This is a genomic window from Bacteroidota bacterium, assembly GCA_034439655.1.
Lineage (GTDB): Bacteria > Bacteroidota > Bacteroidia > UKL13-3 > UKL13-3 > CANJUD01.
In genome coordinates this window covers 17284-34837 of sequence record JAWXAU010000108.1, presented here as the reverse complement: position 1 = coordinate 34837, position 17554 = coordinate 17284, and the positions used below count along the sequence as shown (strand labels likewise).

Here is a 17554-nt window from a genome sequence, read left to right as displayed (position 1 = left end):
TCTTTAGAGCAAGGTTTGATTAAAATTTCACAATGTGAGTAATTACACGGTAGAGGTGAATGAACAAAAGCAGTAGTTATGACATGTTCACCTCCACAAGTATCGTGAATATAATGTACTATTACTTTAATAGTTTTTATCTTCTTTATTGTGCCAAAGTATACATGATTCCCCATTTAATCTGGATTAGTAGCTAAAGTTTGAACAACAGAAAGCACATCCTTCCTATGGATAAATTTAGACTAACAACAGAAAAAGCTGTTAGAGTATTGGGAAACTCAAAAGGATTATCTCTCTCTTTAAATCCTGTTCTATAAAGTATATGATAAAATAAAAAATCTTTGGGTTTATATACTTTTTTCTCAGACGAAAAATGCAGATACACTGGTATGCTAGTTTCTGAACACGCCATATAAGAATTAAAGAAGTTCTGCTATCTTTTGATAATCTAGTCCTTTTTGTTTTGAAAAATATGCAGTTTTTTCTTCCCCTAATTTCTTCCCAACAAATACATAAGACACATCTCCATCTTCGTCAATTAATATATTAGAAAAGCCACTAGATTTTTGTTTATATATTAGAATTTCTTTATTTCCTGTTTTAGATATTTCAATTTGTGAGATATTATTAATAATACACTTTTGTAATATATTAATTGCTGTTAAAATAACAGATGGATTATCTAACTCTAATTCTTTATAAACATGATTCAATGCAACAGCACCTTGAAGTAAACGCATTTTTCTAGAGGGTAATGTAATACTCTCATTTAAAAAATTTCTTGATGTTCTATAAGAAGAAGTTGGATGATTAGTTACAGATATTGAATTATCATTTTCTCCAACGATAGGATTAAAATTCAAAATAGTATTATCCTCGCTTTTAATGCAGAATTCAACATTTATTTTGTGTTCTTTATAATCTGTCATTTTTATCTTATTAAGTTTTTTGTTTCTTGAGTAATTGCCTCGTTAAATAAATTATACAACTTCATATGACCTATTCCTAGAATTTGTTTAATTTGTATTGTATCGTTTATTGTAATATCATCTTCCAAAAACCAGTTAATAAAACTAAGGTCAAGTATAAATTTATTTTGTCCTTCTTCCCTCAAATAATTACCCCTTAAAACTCCAGCACTCTTACCCGGTTCATATATTTGATCTAACTATATTGATAATTAGAATTTTGAATAAACTCTTTGGGGTAATTCATTGCTACATGGAAATATTTACGAGGATCAAAATCAAAATCAAAAATATTAATTGTTCTTATATCTATCCGTCCAATTTATGCTGGAATCTCCTTTTGGAATTCATTTAAAATATAATAAACATCTTCGCTAAAAATTTCCCACTTTTGATAATTCCCAACTTGATGTATTGATAAATTATCTGTAAAAATTTGAACTATTTTATCCTTCTCATTATTAGAAATTCTAAGACCATTTAAATTTACTTGAGAAGAATTTTGGTCCTGAAGATTGAAATTAAAATGTATAAGAGGGATTTCTAAAATATTCGAATATTTAGAGTTAATTCTTTCAGCAAATTTCACATACAAATCGGAGTTTATATGTTCTTTAAAAGTGAATTGACAAATCGCCTCAGTAATTTTGTTTTACTAAAGAGTTCTCTTTGTTTTAAATTCATAATTATTTTAAAGGAGCGAAATTAATACTAGTTTGATTATATAATCCAATTTATTAATAATAATATTAACAATATTTTTAACAGTAAAATAGCTATAAAGTTTTAGCTTTCAATATTTAATATAAATATCTATACCAAAACGAACAAGTAGTCTTTAAAGTTTCAAAAAAATACTTTAAACCAATTTCTCCTGAATCTGCACCTTATTCCCGTTCATATCGAACAGCGAACTGATGGAGGTATGCTCATTAACCGAGCGGATAGCATTGGCAAAAAGCGGTGCCACCGACAATACCTTTATTTTATCTACATGCTTTTTCAAAGGAATGGTATCGCATACAATTAATTCGGTGAGCACAGAATTTTCAATAGTTTCATAAGCCTGACCTGATAATACAGGATGCGTACACACCGCTCTCACACTTTTAGCACCACGGTCCATCAGCATCTTCGCCGATTTGGAAAGTGTGCCTCCAGTATCTATTAAGTCGTCCACCAATACCACATCGGCACTGGTTACATCACCTATCACGGTCATGGAGGCAATCTCATTGGCACGTTTGCGTTCCTTATCGCATATTACCATATCGGCATTAAGTGCTTTGGCAAATACACGGGCACGGGCGGTACCACCCATATCGGGGGCCGCTATAATAAGGTTGGGTAAATTTAAACTTCTTATATAAGGAACAAATACTACTGATGCATCTAAATGATCGACAGGTACGTCGAAAAATCCTTGTATTTGTCCTGCATGCAAGTCCATGGTCATTACACGGCTGGCACCTGCAGTATGCAATAATTCGGCGACTAGTTTAGCTCCGATAGATACACGGGGCTTGTCTTTACGGTCTTGCCGGGCCATTCCGAAATAAGGAATCACTGCAGTTATATAATGTGCCGAAGCTCGTTTGGCTGCATCAATAAACAATAATATTTCCATCAAATTATCGGCAGGAGCAAAAGTGCTTTGAATAAAAAACACATCGCAACCACGAACCGTTTCGTCGATAGAAGGTTGAAATTCGCCATCGGCAAAACGCAGAATACTTAACTGCCCAAGCTGAGAGCCATGGTGTTGTGCGATTTGTTCAGCAAGATAATGAGAGTGCGTGCCCGAAAATAATTTAACCTGATTGGATATGGGCTGCATCATACTGTATGGTTATTGTGTTAAAGTTGCCCGAGCTGGATTCGAACCAACACAGTCAGAATCAAAATCTGAAGTCCTGCCATTAGACGATCGGGCAATGTATACTTTCTTGTGGTGTGGGCCGGGATCGAACCGGCGACACAAGGATTTTCAGTCCTTTGCTCTACCAACTGAGCTACCGCACCAATTTGTTTTCGGTTTAAAGTCCCGATACAAAATCGGGATGCAAAAATAAGGACTTTTGCCAAAGCGACAAATTGAATTTTAAAATTTATCTTAAAGTATTTAAGGTCATTAATTTTATGAGTGGGAATCTTAGGTCACAATGCAGCAAAAAATCCAAAACTGAGATTTATTGGTTTGAAATTGGGAAGGTTTTACGAGCTACTCAATTATATATTATAAACAAAATATTCATATATTTAACCAATTCAAAGTACAAGTTTGCGGGGCTTCCGGGATGTAGTTCGGCATTACCATTATAAAAACTAAGCCGCCAAAGGCGGAGAACAATTATAGTTTAAGAAATGGTATAATATTATTGCTCGCAAATTACATTATTCGATGCGGCGAATTACTTTTGTCGCCTTCAAAAATATATAATAAATGAAAAAACAAAAAACAAAATGTCTCTGGTGCATGGGCGATGAGCTAATGGAAGCCTACCACGATACCGAGTGGGGCGTACCCGTTCACGATGATACCAAACTATTTGAGTTCTTAATACTCGATGCTTTCCAGGCGGGGTTGAGTTGGAAAACGATATTACACCGCAGGCATCATTTCAAAAAAGCATTTGCCAATTTCGATTATAAAAAAGTAGCCAAATTTGACCAAAAAAAACTCGACGAACTGATGCAAAACGAGGGTATCATTAGAAATAAATTAAAAGTATATAGTAGCGTAACCAATGCCCAATTATTTATAGCCATTCAAAAAGAGTATGGCAGTTTTGCCAAATATATTTGGCAGTTCACGAGTCATAAAACAATTAACCATAAGTTAAAATCGCAATCTGAAATTCCCGCCAGAACCGTTGAGGCAGAAGCCATGAGCAAGGATTTGCGTAAGCGGGGTTTTAAGTTTGCGGGCCCCACTATATGCTATGCTTTTATGCAAGCAGCAGGTATGGTCAATGACCATTTGGTGGGATGTTATAGGCATAAGGAGGTGTGAAGGAATTTCAGGAACGTCACCCTGAACTTGTTTCAGGGTCTATTAATCAGAATTGCACAAATATAGATTCCGAAACAAGTTCGGAATGACGGCAAGCAAAGTCCGAACAACAATTATATTAATCCCAAATTCTTTTCTACCTTTGCGTATTATCTTTTAGATAAAACCGCACATGAAAAAACGAATCAGCAAACGACCTGTAATCATACAACGCACGGCCACTCCCGACGATTTTCAGGACATCATCAAGTTATCACAAATCTGTTTTCACGACAATGACCCATGGACGATGGACATGCTGAAAAGCCAGTTCCGCCTGTTCCCCGAAGGCATGCAGGTAATTGAGTTTGAAGGCGAAATTGTGGGCTCGGCCACCAGCCTTATCATAAACTGGGACGATTATGATGATGACCATACCTGGAACGAAATATGCGACAAAGGTTATATAACCAACCATGATGAAGACGGGGATACTTTATATGGTATTGAAGCCATGGTACACCCCGAATATCAAGGCTTGAAGATAGGCCGCCGTTTATATGAAATGCGTAGAGACCTTGGCGTAGAAAAAAACTTGATGCAGATTTTAATTGGTGGCCGTTTGCCAAATTTTCATATACACTCGGGCAAACTTGGCGTGCGTGCTTATGTGAAAAGAGTAATTGATAAAAAGATTAAAGACCCCGTGCTTACTTTTCAATTGTCGCAAGGATTTGCAATACGCCGTATCATCAAAGATTATTTGCCTAACGATATGGAGAGCGAAGGCTATGCATGCTTATTGGAATGGAAAAATATAGATTATACCCCCGAGAGCAAATCGGAACGCTCGGTAATGATGAAAAAAGTACGGGTATGTTGTATACAATACGAGTTGCGTAAAATCGTGGTATTCGATGAATTTGCTCAGCAGTGTGAGTATTTCACTGATGTGGCTAGTAATTACAAATCGGATTTTGCAATTTTTCCTGAGCTGTTCACCACACAGTTATTATCTTTGATAGACTATAGAGGTATGAGTCCTGAAGACAGTATAAGAAAAATGGATGAGTATACTGATGATTATATAAGTTTGTTCAAGCGATTAAGTTTGGAATATAATATAAATATAATAGCTGGCACACATTTACAATTGGAAGGAGATGATTTATATAATATAGCTTACCTATTTAAACGTGATGGAACTTATGAGAGACAATATAAAATCCATATCACACAAAACGAGCAAAAGTGGTGGGGCGTAAAAGCGGGTTCCGAAATAAATGTAATGAATACAGATTGTGGTAAAGTGGCTATCAATGTATGTTATGATGTGGAGTTTCCGGAGATGGCCCGGATAGCCTGTCAGAAAGGGGCTAAGATATTGTTTGTACCATTTAGCACGGACGAAAAACATGGCTTCCAAAGGGTGAAATATTGTAGCCAAGCCCGAGCTATCGAGAACCAAATATTTGTATGCACTGCGGGTACTATAGGCAATATTCCATCGGTCGATAATATGGATATTAACTATGCCCAATCAGGAATATATACGCCTAGCGATTTTGCATTCCCTCCCGATGCTGTGGCGGGCGAGTGTAACACCAATATAGAAACCGTCGTTATAGCTGACCTCGACCTTGCAGCATTGGAAAGGGTGCGTAATACGGGAACTGTTTTGAACTGGAAAGACCGCCGTTTAGATTTATATGAATTGAAAGAACTATAATACCTATTTGAAAAAAATAAATCTATATTATATTTTTTTACTAGTGGTATTCACCGTACCAGTGCAGGGACAATTATATATAAGAGGCAAATTGCTTAAATCTTCTGACAGCACTCCTGTAGTGCAGGCCATTGTTGTTCCGCAGGGTTTATATGTAGGCACGGTATCATCATATAATGGAGAATTTAGACTCGCAGTAGATTCCATACACAAGCAGCTTATCGTTAAAAAATTGGGATATCAAACAGTTTCCCTACAACTAGATTCTTTGCTGGGGAAAAACAATATTATATATATGGAATCCATTCCTCAATTGTTTCCTGAATTTGTTTTCCGAACTATTCGCACACCAAAAGTGGATGCCTACGAACGACGCAAGGAGTGGAGTTATGTGCTCGACCGACCTAAACCGGGTTTTCAAAGCCCAATATCATTGTTTTATTATAACTATAGCAAACATGGTAGAGAACTAAAAAAGCTGGAAGAACTTTTTGAGCGTGACGAAAAAAAACATGCCGTCAATGATGTGTTTACGCGAGATATTGCTCATCAAATTTCTGGCTTATATGGAACGGCCCTCGACTCGTTTATGAACTTTTGTGGCCCTACTTATAATCTGGTAGCTACTACTTCTGAATATGAAATTATAGAAACCATCAAAAGATGTTATATGTTGCACAAAATTTTATTTAAGAACGAATAAACTTTGAAGGGGGATTATATATTTATGTTGGCATCTTGGTTTCCCAACAAATTGGAACCCACATCAGGTAATTTTGTGCAAAGCCATGTGCGGGCTATCGGCATCAATAACAAAGTAATCGTTTTTTACCTTAAATTTGTTGACCGCAAGCTGCACCCAGATAGTTACAGGGGAGAGGATAAAGAAGAGCTGGTGGGGAATATATTATATATCAAAAAATATATAGTGAAACCCAATTCAAGTTTAACCAAATTTTTTATTTATTATAATTATTGTTTACATATTTTTAAGCAATACGGGATGCCGAAATTTATTCAGGTGCATGTTGGCTGGCCCACGGCACTTGTGGCATGGCTGCTAAAAAAACTAAAGAAAATTCCTTATATCATTACCGAGCATAATAGCCGCTATTTACAAGTAAATACCCCACGCTTGCATTTATTTGAAAAACAAATATTCAAAAATGCAGAAGGAATTACCTGTGTTTCCAAGCATCTGAGCGATGATGTGCAACAATTATTCGACTTAAAAACGCTGCCTACCTTAATTCCAAATTTGATTGATGATGAGCTCTATGACATTCCAAAACATATAGAAAAAGAAAGGTACTTTATACATGTTTCCAACTTCGCACCTGTAAAACAAAGTATAAAAATTGTTGAGGCATTTATAAAAGTATTAACTCAGATGCCCGATTATAAATTATATATGTATGGCGAAGATGGGGAAGACAAAGAGGCTTGCAAAAATATGGCACAGCAACATGGATTATTGTTTAGAAGTATATTTATTGAAAGCATAATCCCCAGACAAGAAGTGTTAGAAAAAATGTCAAAGGCAACTGCGTTAGTTTCCTACAGCCTTTATGAAACGCAAGGCATCACGGTATACGAAGCCCTGGCAGTGCATTGCCCCGTTATATGCAACAATATAGTTTCATTTCAAGAATTGGTAAAACCTCAATTTGGTGTTTTGGTAAATAATGATTCCGAATTATGTGATGCGATGATAAATATAGTTCAAGGAAAACATCATTGCAACTTTGCAAACTATAACGAAAAATATGATAGCAATACCATCAATAAATTATTCAATAACTTTTATAAAGAATTGAAACTTGCTTAAAAAAATTGCTTATACCTTCCTTTCAAAAATGTGGTCTATGGTGCTCGCATTTTTGCTTATTTTGCTCACCACACATGAGTTGGGCAGAGAAGGCAGGGGAGAAATCAGCAATTGGACAGCGGCTATCAATCTGTTTACACAGCTAGGTTTATGCTTTGGTGGACCAGCATTGGTATATTTTGCCAGCAGATATAATAACAAACATTTGCTCAAAAATATATTCTTATATAATATAGTACTTTCTATAGTTTCAGTGGGAATCACCTTCTTATTTTACAAACAACTTAACTTGGGTATTTATATACCCATTATTGCATTCATTAATGTAGCATTCTTGTCGTTCTCTATGCTGCTAACGGGTCACAACAAAATTGTAAAAGCGAATATGCTAAGCAATATCTATATCACTTTGCATGTTTTGTTGTTTGCGATAGCCAGTTATTATATGCAAGTAAATAGTATGATTTATCTAGCTTGCTTTGGTACAGCTTTATTGGCAACAAGTATGATAGGATATATATTCATCAGCAAAGTTGATTCTCCCACCTTGTCCGATACAGTTTCTATGGAAGTGTTTGTTGGCAAAGGGTTTTACTCACAGTTGAGCAATATATTCCAACTGATGAACTATCGATTGAGTTATTTCTTAATCCCGTTTTTTTTAAGTGGGTCTTATCTGGGAATATTCTCAGTAGCCATTGCATTGGGCGAAGCTATTTGGCTTGCGGGAAAGAGTATTGCTTTAATAAATTTAGGAAATATAGCCAGTGGGCAAATTGACAAACGCGGCATTAAACGTTCCATTTTACTGTCATTTACCATTACAGGCATGTGTTGTTTGGTATTATATATTATCCCTACCGAAACTTATATATATATATTCGGCAAACAATTTTTTGATGTGAGGCAACAACTTATATATTTGTTCCCAGGCATTATATTATGTTCTTTGCAGTTCGTGCCGGCTGCATATTTTGCAGGTAAGGGTGAATTTAAATATAATAATTTTGCTGCCATCATTGGTTTTTTGCTTACCGCAATATTGAACTATATATATATTCCACAACTTGGATTACAGGGAGCTGCATTGGCTTTCGACGTGACTTTGGCCGTTTCGAGCTTGATATTATTGGGTGCATTTTACAAACGAATTCAGCTAAATTAAATATATGAAATCTACTACTTTAAGCGAGATTAAAAAGGAGCTGCAACTCTTGCCTGCTCCTGATTTGGTGGAATTATGCATCAGTGTTGCCAAGTATAAAAAAGACAATAAAGAATTACTAGGATATATATTATTTGAATCCCAAAATAAAACGCAGTTTATTGTTGAAGTAAAAGCCGATATTTCTGAGCAAATCACTGAACTAAAAAAGCAAAGTAGTTTATATTTTGTAAAAAAAGGATTACGTAAAACTTTGAGACTTATATCGAAATACAGTAAATATATCAATGATAAGGGTCTTAGTGCGGAGTTATATATACATTTCTGTACCCAACTCAAAAACTCAGGAATCCCCTTTCATAAAAGTCAAATGCTGATAAATTTATATGAGCAACAAATCAAAAAAATACATAGTTTGATTGATACTTTGCATGAAGACTTACGCCACGATTACTTGGCTTTAATGGTTAATTTGCAATGATTAATGGTTAATTACTAATGTTGCTTACGCAAACAAAAACCAGCGGTTCCGAAGCATCGGAAGGCATTAACAATTATATATAGCTGCCGAATGGCATTAACCATTAACCATTATTTTATCCATCGTTTGCAAAAACACCGCACTATCCTGTGCTCCTCTCACCGCATATTTTCTATCAAAGACAAAAAAAGGAACACCACTAATGCCGAATTCTGCAGCTTCTTCCATATCGTGCCGTACCTCATTTATATATTCGTCACTTTCTAAAATCTTTCTAAGTTCTTCACCATCCAATCCAATGTCTTCAGCCAACTGCACTAAGGTATCTGTATCAGCGGTGTTCTTTCCTTCGGTAAAGTATGACTTGAACAAGGCCTCTTCTGCTTCATTCTGTTTATTATACTTTTTTGCAAAATGTGAAAATCGATGTGCGTCAAATGAGTTTGCAATTACTGCCGTATCAAAATTGTATTCAAGTCCCACTTCACTGGCCATTTGCGTTACTTGATAATTCATCTGCTTAGCTTGTGCTAAACTGATTCCCTTAATTTCTGACAAGTATTCGTGAATGTTTTTACTCGGGTCGGTTTTAATATCGGGATTCAACAAAAAACTTTTCCAAATAATTTCTACGTCATCTTTCTGAACAAACTGCTCCAATGCGATTTCAAATTTCCGTTTTCCTATATAGCAAAACGGACACATCACATCACATCACTCCATATCTCTACTTTCATTATAATAAATTTTATTTTTTGATATTATATAACAATTTGTGCAATGTTTTGTTTGCGGATTCAATATTGTGGTTGGCGAAAACGCCAGACCACAAGCAGCAAATTCGTGCGACAACCCATTTATCATTCATTCCGCCGCGGCGGACATCATTTACCACTTTCCATTAATCATTATAACCTACCTTTACAGCATGGAAAACCAACTCCAAAATACACTTTCAAATCTAGGAATATCCGAGCTCAAACCCATGCAGGAGGCTGCACACAAGTCCATCATCAAAGACGATACGGTTTTGTTAGTTGCCCCAACTGGCTCTGGAAAAACGTTAGCATTTATGTTGCCGCTAGCAGAATTATTAAATCCAAATATTAAAACTGTTCAATGCTTGATACTTGTTCCATCCCGAGAATTGGCCATGCAGCTAGAACAAGTTTGGAAAAAAATGAGCACAGGATATAAAGTAAATGTATGTTATGGCGGTCATTCTACTCAAACAGAAGTGCAAAACCTGAGCAATCCACCAGCAGTATTAATTGGCACCCCTGGACGAATTGCTGATCATATACAACGCAAAAGTTTTACACTCGAAAATATACATATATTAGTTTTAGATGAGTTCGACAAATCGCTCGAACTTGGCTTCCATGGCGAGATGGAACAAATTATCGGTGTACTCGAAAACCTCAAAAAACGTATATTGGTTTCTGCAACCTCTAGTATACAAATTCCAGATTTTGCGGGAGTAAGTTCGCCTACGGTATTAAACTTCAATCCAAAAAAAGATGAGGTGAATGAAAGTCTCAGTACCAAATTGGTGATTTCAGAAGACCGTGACAAAGTATATAGTTTATATCAATTAATCTGTTCTTTGAATTCAGAATCCGCTCTTATATTTTGCAACCACCGAGAAGCCTGCGAACGCACGAGTGAGTACTTAAACGACAAAGGCATATATAGTACTTTTTATCATGGTGGCATGGAACAGGATGACCGTGAACGTGCATTGATACAATTTAGAAATGGCAGCGTAAATTATTTGGTTACCACCGATTTGGCTGCTCGTGGTTTGGATATTCCCGAAATGAAACACGTCATACATTTCCAGTTGCCTGTGCAAGAGCAAGAGTTTGTGCATCGCAATGGCCGTACGGCACGCATGCATGCATCAGGAACTGCTTATATTATGACATCAAAACAAGAAGAGCAGCCAGCATATTTAGATAAAAGTCTCAAAGAATTAAAACTGAATAAGAAAAATAATTTGCCCGATGCTCCTTTATATAAAACTATATATATAAGTGGTGGCAAAAAAAACAAACTCAATAAGGTAGATATTGTCGGATTCTTTTTACAAAAAGGGAAATTAAACAAAGATGATTTGGGACTTATTGAGGTTAAAGATTTTCAATCATTTGTAGCTATCAAAACTGATGAAATCGGTGGCGTTTTGTCTCGCATTAAAGAAGAGAAAATTAAAGGAAAAAAATACAAGATTGAGGTGGCTAGATAATAATATGCTATATCTTATTAATTGTTATTCTTAATTAAATTCACAATTAATTTTACCATTAATTCTTTATCATCTGGATTACTTTGAGCCACCAATAAAGCTATTGCTACCAAAGCATTGTCGTTAATTTTAAGTTCTCCATTTTTCTTAAGTTGGTGTTTATTTTTTTGTAAAAGCCATACAAATAAAAATGCACCAATTCTTTTATTGCCATCCGAAAATGGATGATTCTTTATCACAAAATATAATAGATGGGCTGCTTGCTCTTCAATACTTTTATATAAATACTCACCAGCAAAACTTTGCACTATATTTCCTAAAATACCTTTAAAACTTTCATCCTTTTGCTTACCAAATAAATCAGATGCCTCCTTCTTCTGTATCAATATACTTTTTAATTCTTGGATAGCTTTCACTGCTTCGGCATATTCAATAACATATAATATAGCTTCATTCAATGCTTCTTCTTTCAATCTATGACTATCAAATTGATTCAGTAATATGAAACTTTGGGTATAGTTTGTAATAATGTCTAACAAACCTTTAGCTTCTGACAATTGAACATTTTCTGTGCTTCCAGACTGCTGAATAATCTTCACAACTGTTTTCAACTGCTCCAAACGTTTTTGATTAATAGAATATCCTTGAACTAAGTATTCTTTGAGCCTTTGGGTCGCCCAAATACGAAACTGTGTGCCCTGTCTTGATTTTACTCGATAACCAACAGAGATTATCACGTCTAAATTGTAATATTTTGTCTTATACTTCTTCCCATCTGAGGCAGTTGTCAAGGAATCCTTGACAACTGAATTAGATGAAAGCTCCTTCTCTTTAAAGCAATTATTAATATGCAAACTAATGTTTTGCTTTGATTGCTTAAACAAAGTAGCCATCTGACTCTGACTAAGCCAAACCGTTTCCTGATCAAACTGCACTTCAATCTGCGTTTGATGATCTTCACTCTCGTAAATTAATATTTCTCCTTTGCTTTCTTCCATCTAAAGGCAAATATACAAAAAAAGGATTTAATTTCTTAACGTTGGCATAAGCCAACGGTAAGAAATTACACTTTCGGACCTTTAGGTTGCAGCGGCCTCACTTCCAAATTTACTTGATGGAAATTGGGAGGAGTTTCTATTGCGTGCACAATCATTTGTGCTACATCCTCGGGCATTAACATATAATCGTGTGGTTTAATACCCGGACTATTTCTGAAGAAATCTGTTTTGGTCGAACCAGGATAAACACAAGTTACTTTAATTTTATAATCACGCAATTCACGCCACAAACTTTCGGTCAATCCTTTCACTGCCCACTTGCTTGCACAGTAGGCGGAGACCTGCGGCATTCCTTCTAGTGCAGCGGTACTTGCTATATTAATGATATGGCCGCTTTTCTGCTGTTTCATGATAGGAATAATCTCCTTGCAAGTATAAAAAACTCCATCCACGTTTGTATCAAACATTTCATGCCATTGCTCGATAGGCATATCTTCTAAATTACCAAAATAACCCAAACCTGCATTGTTAATCAATACATCAATTTGGTTATTATAATTTGTTTTAATTTGTAAAATAGCATCAGCAACTTGTATATAGTTTCTCACATCTGCTTTTATAAAAGTAAGATGTTCGTTTTCTATATCAGGTTTATGTTGACCAATGCCTGTTACACGATAATTTTTAGACAATAACAATTCGCATAATGCTTTGCCAATACCTTTGCTAATACCTGTAATAACTGCCGTTTTCATCATTATATATTTTTAAAATAACATATCACGTTTGGGCAAATTTAAACGCAAATTCAAATATAACATACTCGATTTTTGATTCACATAACTCACCGTGCTCGTTTGGTTTCTATATATATAACTCAGCTCCAAAAACAAATTATGCCAAGGCATATAAGTTACTGTAAAATCTAAATATTGTATATGTGTTTTTATACCTTGCCCTATCGTATTCCCCAAATCATACTTAGGATAACCTACCAATTGGCGTTTGTGATAATCTTCGAAGATGTTTGCCCCCCAATGTGTTCCGCCCGTATCAGCACCATAAGTATTATACATATAACGTGCAGCTATAAATATATTTTTTGTAGGTTGATAACGCAAAACATGTAATTGTTCTTTCAAATTTGCCCCCATCGGATGTGCCATAGGCTGACCATAGTTTGTATAAGCAGTTGAGGTTTTGAAATGCGTATAAGTATATGGACGGATCATATTATACTCAAACTGATAATCCAGATTCTTAATATCAAATACATTGATATATTTCAAGCCGCTTTGTATCGAATATTTGTTGGCCCAGTAACCATCCTGTTTTACCAAGTGCTTTAACAAAAACTCATCAAAAACTACCTGACCATAAAATGAAAAATGTTTTAAAAAATTCCATTTCCAATCTGCTGCTATCATAGAATTATCTGCGGAGTTATTATTCTGTTCAATGCTTCTATAAAATATAACTGGGTTTAAATAATTAAAATCAAAACCGCCATTAGAGTTGCTGTCAATTCTTGAGAATACAACGGTTTCACTCAATCCTATATTCAAATTTTTCGACACGTTCATACTCAAATGATGGAAGGCCATATACTTTTTGGGCAATAAAACTGTACCTAATGTCCTACGATAATCTGTTAGCTCAGCAAATATGTTGAGGTAATTAAATTTCCATACTTTGGTATTAATTTTCAATTGCAAATAGTCTTTACTAAAATCACTTAATATTAAAGAACGAATTCCGTTGCCAATGAAATTTCGGTCATGTCCAAACATAACCGTAGTAGTTTTTACAGGACTGAAAGTAATATAACCACGGGCAATAAAATAATCGTAGGCATTATTATAGTTCTTGAATTTTTTAAGGTAACCTACACCTGGCATCACAAATTGGTGACTATCGATATAGTTTTTTACATAAGCGGGCTCCATACTCTGGTTCTCAGTTAAGAAAGTATAATAACCTATTTTACCGCCTAACGTTCCTCTTAGTTCCACGCCTCTTGTATTGGTATATAATATATTGTTTTTGCCTGTGGTATTGTTCATTTCTCGTGCTGCGGTGAAGGCGAGGACGGGGTTGACCATCATAGTGAAATCTTCTTTTTGGATGGAATATAATTGTGAAGGAGCAATAGTATAGAATATTTTTTTACTTTCATTCTTTTTCAATTCATAAAATTCGGGATTATCATTGTGTAGATACTGATATTGTGGTTTATATAACCAATCTGATTCTTTATATTTTCTAAAACATTCTATAACTTGATTCCTATAATAAGGTTTTATCGCAGAAAAATTTGCTTGGTTAATGCTACCAGATAAAATTTCAATTCTATCTATAAAATGATATCCGAAATTATTGCTACTAGTATATGTTGGTTGTGATGGATATGCTCCTGGCCTATGCTCAAATAGATTACCAGCTGAACCATCTTTTATAGTATCGTTTTGCCCCTTCACATTCACAAAAAACAAAGTACAAAAAAGTATCAGATATATATATTTGGGGCTTAGTAGCCCCTCTATTTGCCGCGGCGAATCGCTGAGGGGAGACTGAATCCTACTATGTTTTTGAATTTTGTTTATATTGTGCAAACTGTCTTCTATACCATCATTCATATAGTTTGCTCCTCCTATCGGAGACTGAATCCTACTATATTTTTGAATTTTGTTTATATTATGAAAGCGGTTAAATAACATATAAATATATTATATTGTTTGCATAATATTATGCATTTTTTGCTCGAGGGCTGGGCTTATTTTATATAATGGCAAACGAACGGTATCGCCACAAACTCCTATTTGTTTTAATATATATTTTACACCGCCCGGGCTGCCTTCGGTAAATATGAGTTTGCTGAGCTCATATACTTTATAATGTAAGCGGCGGGCAGTTTCGTAGTCGTTGGCGAGAGCTGCTCTTACCATATCAGAAAAAATGCGGGGGTATGCATTTCCTATTACTGAAATTACACCATCCATTCCTGCTCCTATCAATGATAAAGTTATAGCATCATCGCCTGATACTACTTTAAAATTTGCAGGCTTGCCTTGTATCACATCCATACATTGTTCAAAGTTTCCACTGGCTTCTTTGGTGCAAACTATATTAGAAATATCATTGGCCAAACGCAATTGTGTTTCGGCGGAGATATTAGAACCTGTGCGGCCTGGCACATTATATATTATAACTGGCAAAGGACTTTTATTCGCAAATGCTTTATAATGCTCGTAGATTCCGTTTTGGTTGGGCTTATTATAATAAGGACTTACTGAAAGTACTGCATCGTATCCTTCGTAATCGAAATGAGCAGCAGTTTCTAATAGTTCGGCAGTATTGTTTCCGCCCATACCCGCAACCATGTTCACGCGTTTGTTATTGGCCTGCACGGCAAACTTATAAATATTCTTTTTCTCTTCTTTTGTAAGTGTAGCAGATTCTCCCGTAGTACCTAATACTACCAAATACTCAACTCCTCCATTAATAACATGGTCGATTAATTTGCCCAAAGCATCATAATCAACTTCTCCATTTGCCGTAAAGGGTGTAACCAATGCCACACCTGTTCCTGTATAATTAAAACTCATAATTTGTGTATATAATAATCTATTTGTTTGATGAGGTCGGGAAGTTCGATATTGTCTTCTTTCATATCGATCATCATATCGAAAAATTGCACATTTATTTTTTCAAATTTCCCAATCCTAAATTTTGCTTTTGAATGTAATGATATATAAAACAAGGGGAGTATATCATTATTATACAAATTGAGCAATAAATCAAAATCATCAGCTTTAAACTTCATGCCTGCATCATTCTTCGGAAGTCCTGTCCAAGTAAGGTTTTGGCGATGTATATATTCAGAGTGCATAGTGAAATTTACATCGAAGGTGAGTTCTTTGTAGGGAAAATATCCCAATATATAAACTGTCTTTCCTTCGTTGCGTAATTTAGTGGCATACTTGCTAATTATTTCCATATTTTCACGCGTAGCTTCATATAATATACCAACAGTTTTTACTGCATCCCAATGCTGGGTAAAACGCTGCACATTTTCAGCCTTGTCCCGCATTAAGTAGAACCTGCCTATTGTACTTTTTATGTTATCAATTACTGACAATATATATATTATTTATGGAAGCTATTCTTCTTCCTCACCACCTTCTTCTTCCCTTTCCTCATCATCACCTTCTTGTCCTGAACTATGGCCAAAAGCTGATATATCAGGCTCTCCCAATATATTGAGCATTTGTTTTACATCGTGCTCATTTCTGGTATCTTTATTTTGGTTATAAGAAAACAGTAAATTTCGCAACATTCTTTTTACGATATCTATATTACTACAAGGAATAAAATAATTGGGGTCTAATTCCAAATTCAATTGTTTTACAAATTGCTCCAAATTACTCAACGACAAAACCGCACCATGATTGAAAGCATTTATATAAAATAAAATCGTGCCTCTATTGAGATTATCCAAATCAACTGTATCATGAATGGAATGCACTGTTTCCAATCCCGAATCATCACGATAAGCCAATACAAAATGCTGTGGCAAGTTCACACCATATATAGGAATATTAAGTCGCTGTGCCACCAATTGATATACAACACTTAAGGAAACCGGATTGCCGCGACGGCTCTCCAATACTTGATTGATAAAGGAATTATTGGGTGAATGATAGTTTTGTGTGTTCGATTGGAAACCATATAAATCATATATAACATGGTTCAATATTTTTGTCTTTTCCAAACTCGACAAATCGTAATTTAATTCCAACCAAGCATCTAATTTTATTTTATCAATTTGGTTCGAAAGTGTTTGCTTATCTAATTCGGGATATTTGAATTTGGCAATCAAAAACACACCGTCCAACAAGTCTTCACCCTCATTGGCATACCATGTTGTCAGTTCTTTTTTAACCACATCGAATTGTATACGGCTAATCAGATTTTCTAATTTTTGTTGTAATAGTGCATCGAAGCAAGTCTCCCATTCATTCTCCAAAAAAGGAACCACAACGCCACCATACGACATCAGCTTTTGCTCGATGAGGGACGAAATCTCCAAATCGGGGTCGTCCAATAGTTTTACTAACGAATGTATTTCACGTTCGTCTATCATAA

Annotated in this window: 17 protein-coding genes and 2 tRNA genes; 7 read left to right on the top strand and 12 right to left on the bottom strand. The window is 35.3% G+C overall.

From position 1 onward, the window contains the following. Positions 1-419: 419 nt before the first annotated feature. The 5 genes from SGJ10_07645 to SGJ10_07625 all read right to left on the bottom strand — a co-directional run bounded on the left by SGJ10_07645 (position 420) and on the right by SGJ10_07625 (position 2990). Positions 420-929, bottom strand: coding sequence for a hypothetical protein (locus tag SGJ10_07645; GenBank protein MDZ4757993.1), 510 nt, complete (start codon positions 927-929; stop codon positions 420-422). Between the two features lie 361 nt (positions 930-1290). Beyond that, positions 1291-1602, bottom strand: a complete 312-nt coding sequence (locus SGJ10_07640) for a TIGR04255 family protein (protein MDZ4757992.1) — start codon at positions 1600-1602, stop codon at positions 1291-1293. Between the two features lie 225 nt (positions 1603-1827). Beyond that, positions 1828-2805 carry a ribose-phosphate pyrophosphokinase gene (locus tag SGJ10_07635; protein ID MDZ4757991.1) on the bottom strand — a complete coding sequence of 326 codons (978 nt, stop codon included), beginning with the start codon at positions 2803-2805 and terminating at the stop codon, positions 1828-1830. A gap of 26 nt (positions 2806-2831) precedes the next feature. Further along, a tRNA-Gln gene (locus tag SGJ10_07630) sits at positions 2832-2902 on the bottom strand. A gap of 15 nt (positions 2903-2917) precedes the next feature. Continuing rightward, a tRNA-Phe gene (locus SGJ10_07625) sits at positions 2918-2990 on the bottom strand. Between the two features lie 421 nt (positions 2991-3411). Here SGJ10_07625 and SGJ10_07620 point away from each other — a divergent pair. From SGJ10_07620 to SGJ10_07595, 6 genes are all read left to right on the top strand, one after another. Further along, positions 3412-3981: a DNA-3-methyladenine glycosylase I gene (locus tag SGJ10_07620; GenBank protein MDZ4757990.1), complete on the top strand. Its 570-nt coding sequence runs from the start codon at positions 3412-3414 to the stop codon at positions 3979-3981. Positions 3982-4153: 172 nt separating this feature from the next. Next, positions 4154-5689 carry a carbon-nitrogen hydrolase family protein gene (locus SGJ10_07615; GenBank protein MDZ4757989.1) on the top strand — a complete coding sequence of 512 codons (1536 nt, stop codon included), beginning with the start codon at positions 4154-4156 and terminating at the stop codon, positions 5687-5689. A 7-nt stretch (positions 5690-5696) separates the two neighbouring features. Next, positions 5697-6392 carry a hypothetical protein gene (locus SGJ10_07610; protein ID MDZ4757988.1) on the top strand — a complete coding sequence of 232 codons (696 nt, stop codon included), beginning with the start codon at positions 5697-5699 and terminating at the stop codon, positions 6390-6392. A 24-nt stretch (positions 6393-6416) separates the two neighbouring features. Continuing rightward, complete coding sequence (locus SGJ10_07605) at positions 6417-7517, top strand: glycosyltransferase (protein MDZ4757987.1); 1101 nt, start codon at positions 6417-6419, stop codon at positions 7515-7517. After that, on the top strand, positions 7510-8682 hold the full coding sequence (locus SGJ10_07600) for a polysaccharide biosynthesis C-terminal domain-containing protein (GenBank protein MDZ4757986.1): 1173 nt from the start codon (positions 7510-7512) through the stop codon (positions 8680-8682). Before SGJ10_07605 ends, SGJ10_07600 begins: the two co-directional genes overlap by 8 nt. A 4-nt stretch (positions 8683-8686) precedes the next feature. After that, positions 8687-9163, top strand: coding sequence for a hypothetical protein (locus tag SGJ10_07595; GenBank protein MDZ4757985.1), 477 nt, complete (start codon positions 8687-8689; stop codon positions 9161-9163). A 96-nt stretch (positions 9164-9259) separates the two neighbouring features. On the opposite strand, the gene SGJ10_07590 is transcribed toward SGJ10_07595, so the two are convergent. Next, entirely contained in the window at positions 9260-9823 is a 564-nt protein-coding gene (locus tag SGJ10_07590; GenBank protein ID MDZ4757984.1) for a DsbA family oxidoreductase, read from the bottom strand. A gap of 268 nt (positions 9824-10091) precedes the next feature. Here SGJ10_07590 and SGJ10_07585 point away from each other — a divergent pair, with 268 nt between their 5' ends. After that, positions 10092-11411, top strand: coding sequence for a DEAD/DEAH box helicase (locus tag SGJ10_07585; GenBank protein ID MDZ4757983.1), 1320 nt, complete (start codon positions 10092-10094; stop codon positions 11409-11411). Between the two features lie 17 nt (positions 11412-11428). Here the strand turns inward: SGJ10_07585 and rhuM are convergent, their stop codons facing one another. The 6 genes from rhuM to SGJ10_07555 all read right to left on the bottom strand — a co-directional run bounded on the left by rhuM (position 11429) and on the right by SGJ10_07555 (position 17552). After that, a complete protein-coding gene (gene rhuM, locus SGJ10_07580; GenBank protein ID MDZ4757982.1) occupies positions 11429-12409 on the bottom strand; it encodes a RhuM family protein in 981 nt (326 codons plus the stop codon). A gap of 65 nt (positions 12410-12474) precedes the next feature. Further along, entirely contained in the window at positions 12475-13167 is a 693-nt protein-coding gene (locus SGJ10_07575; protein MDZ4757981.1) for an SDR family NAD(P)-dependent oxidoreductase, read from the bottom strand. 9 nt (positions 13168-13176) lie between these two features. Continuing rightward, a complete protein-coding gene (locus SGJ10_07570) occupies positions 13177-15126 on the bottom strand; it encodes a capsule assembly Wzi family protein (protein MDZ4757980.1) in 1950 nt (649 codons plus the stop codon). Positions 15127-15135: 9 nt separating this feature from the next. Then, the gene (dapA, locus tag SGJ10_07565; protein MDZ4757979.1) at positions 15136-16014 is read right to left on the bottom strand and encodes a 4-hydroxy-tetrahydrodipicolinate synthase; all 879 of its coding nucleotides are present in this window, start codon (positions 16012-16014) and stop codon (positions 15136-15138) included. Continuing rightward, the gene (locus SGJ10_07560; protein MDZ4757978.1) at positions 16011-16547 is read right to left on the bottom strand and encodes a hypothetical protein; all 537 of its coding nucleotides are present in this window, start codon (positions 16545-16547) and stop codon (positions 16011-16013) included. Before SGJ10_07560 ends, dapA begins: the two co-directional genes overlap by 4 nt. A gap of 21 nt (positions 16548-16568) precedes the next feature. Next, entirely contained in the window at positions 16569-17552 is a 984-nt protein-coding gene (locus SGJ10_07555) for a transglutaminase-like domain-containing protein (protein MDZ4757977.1), read from the bottom strand. Positions 17553-17554: the final 2 nt, after the last annotated feature.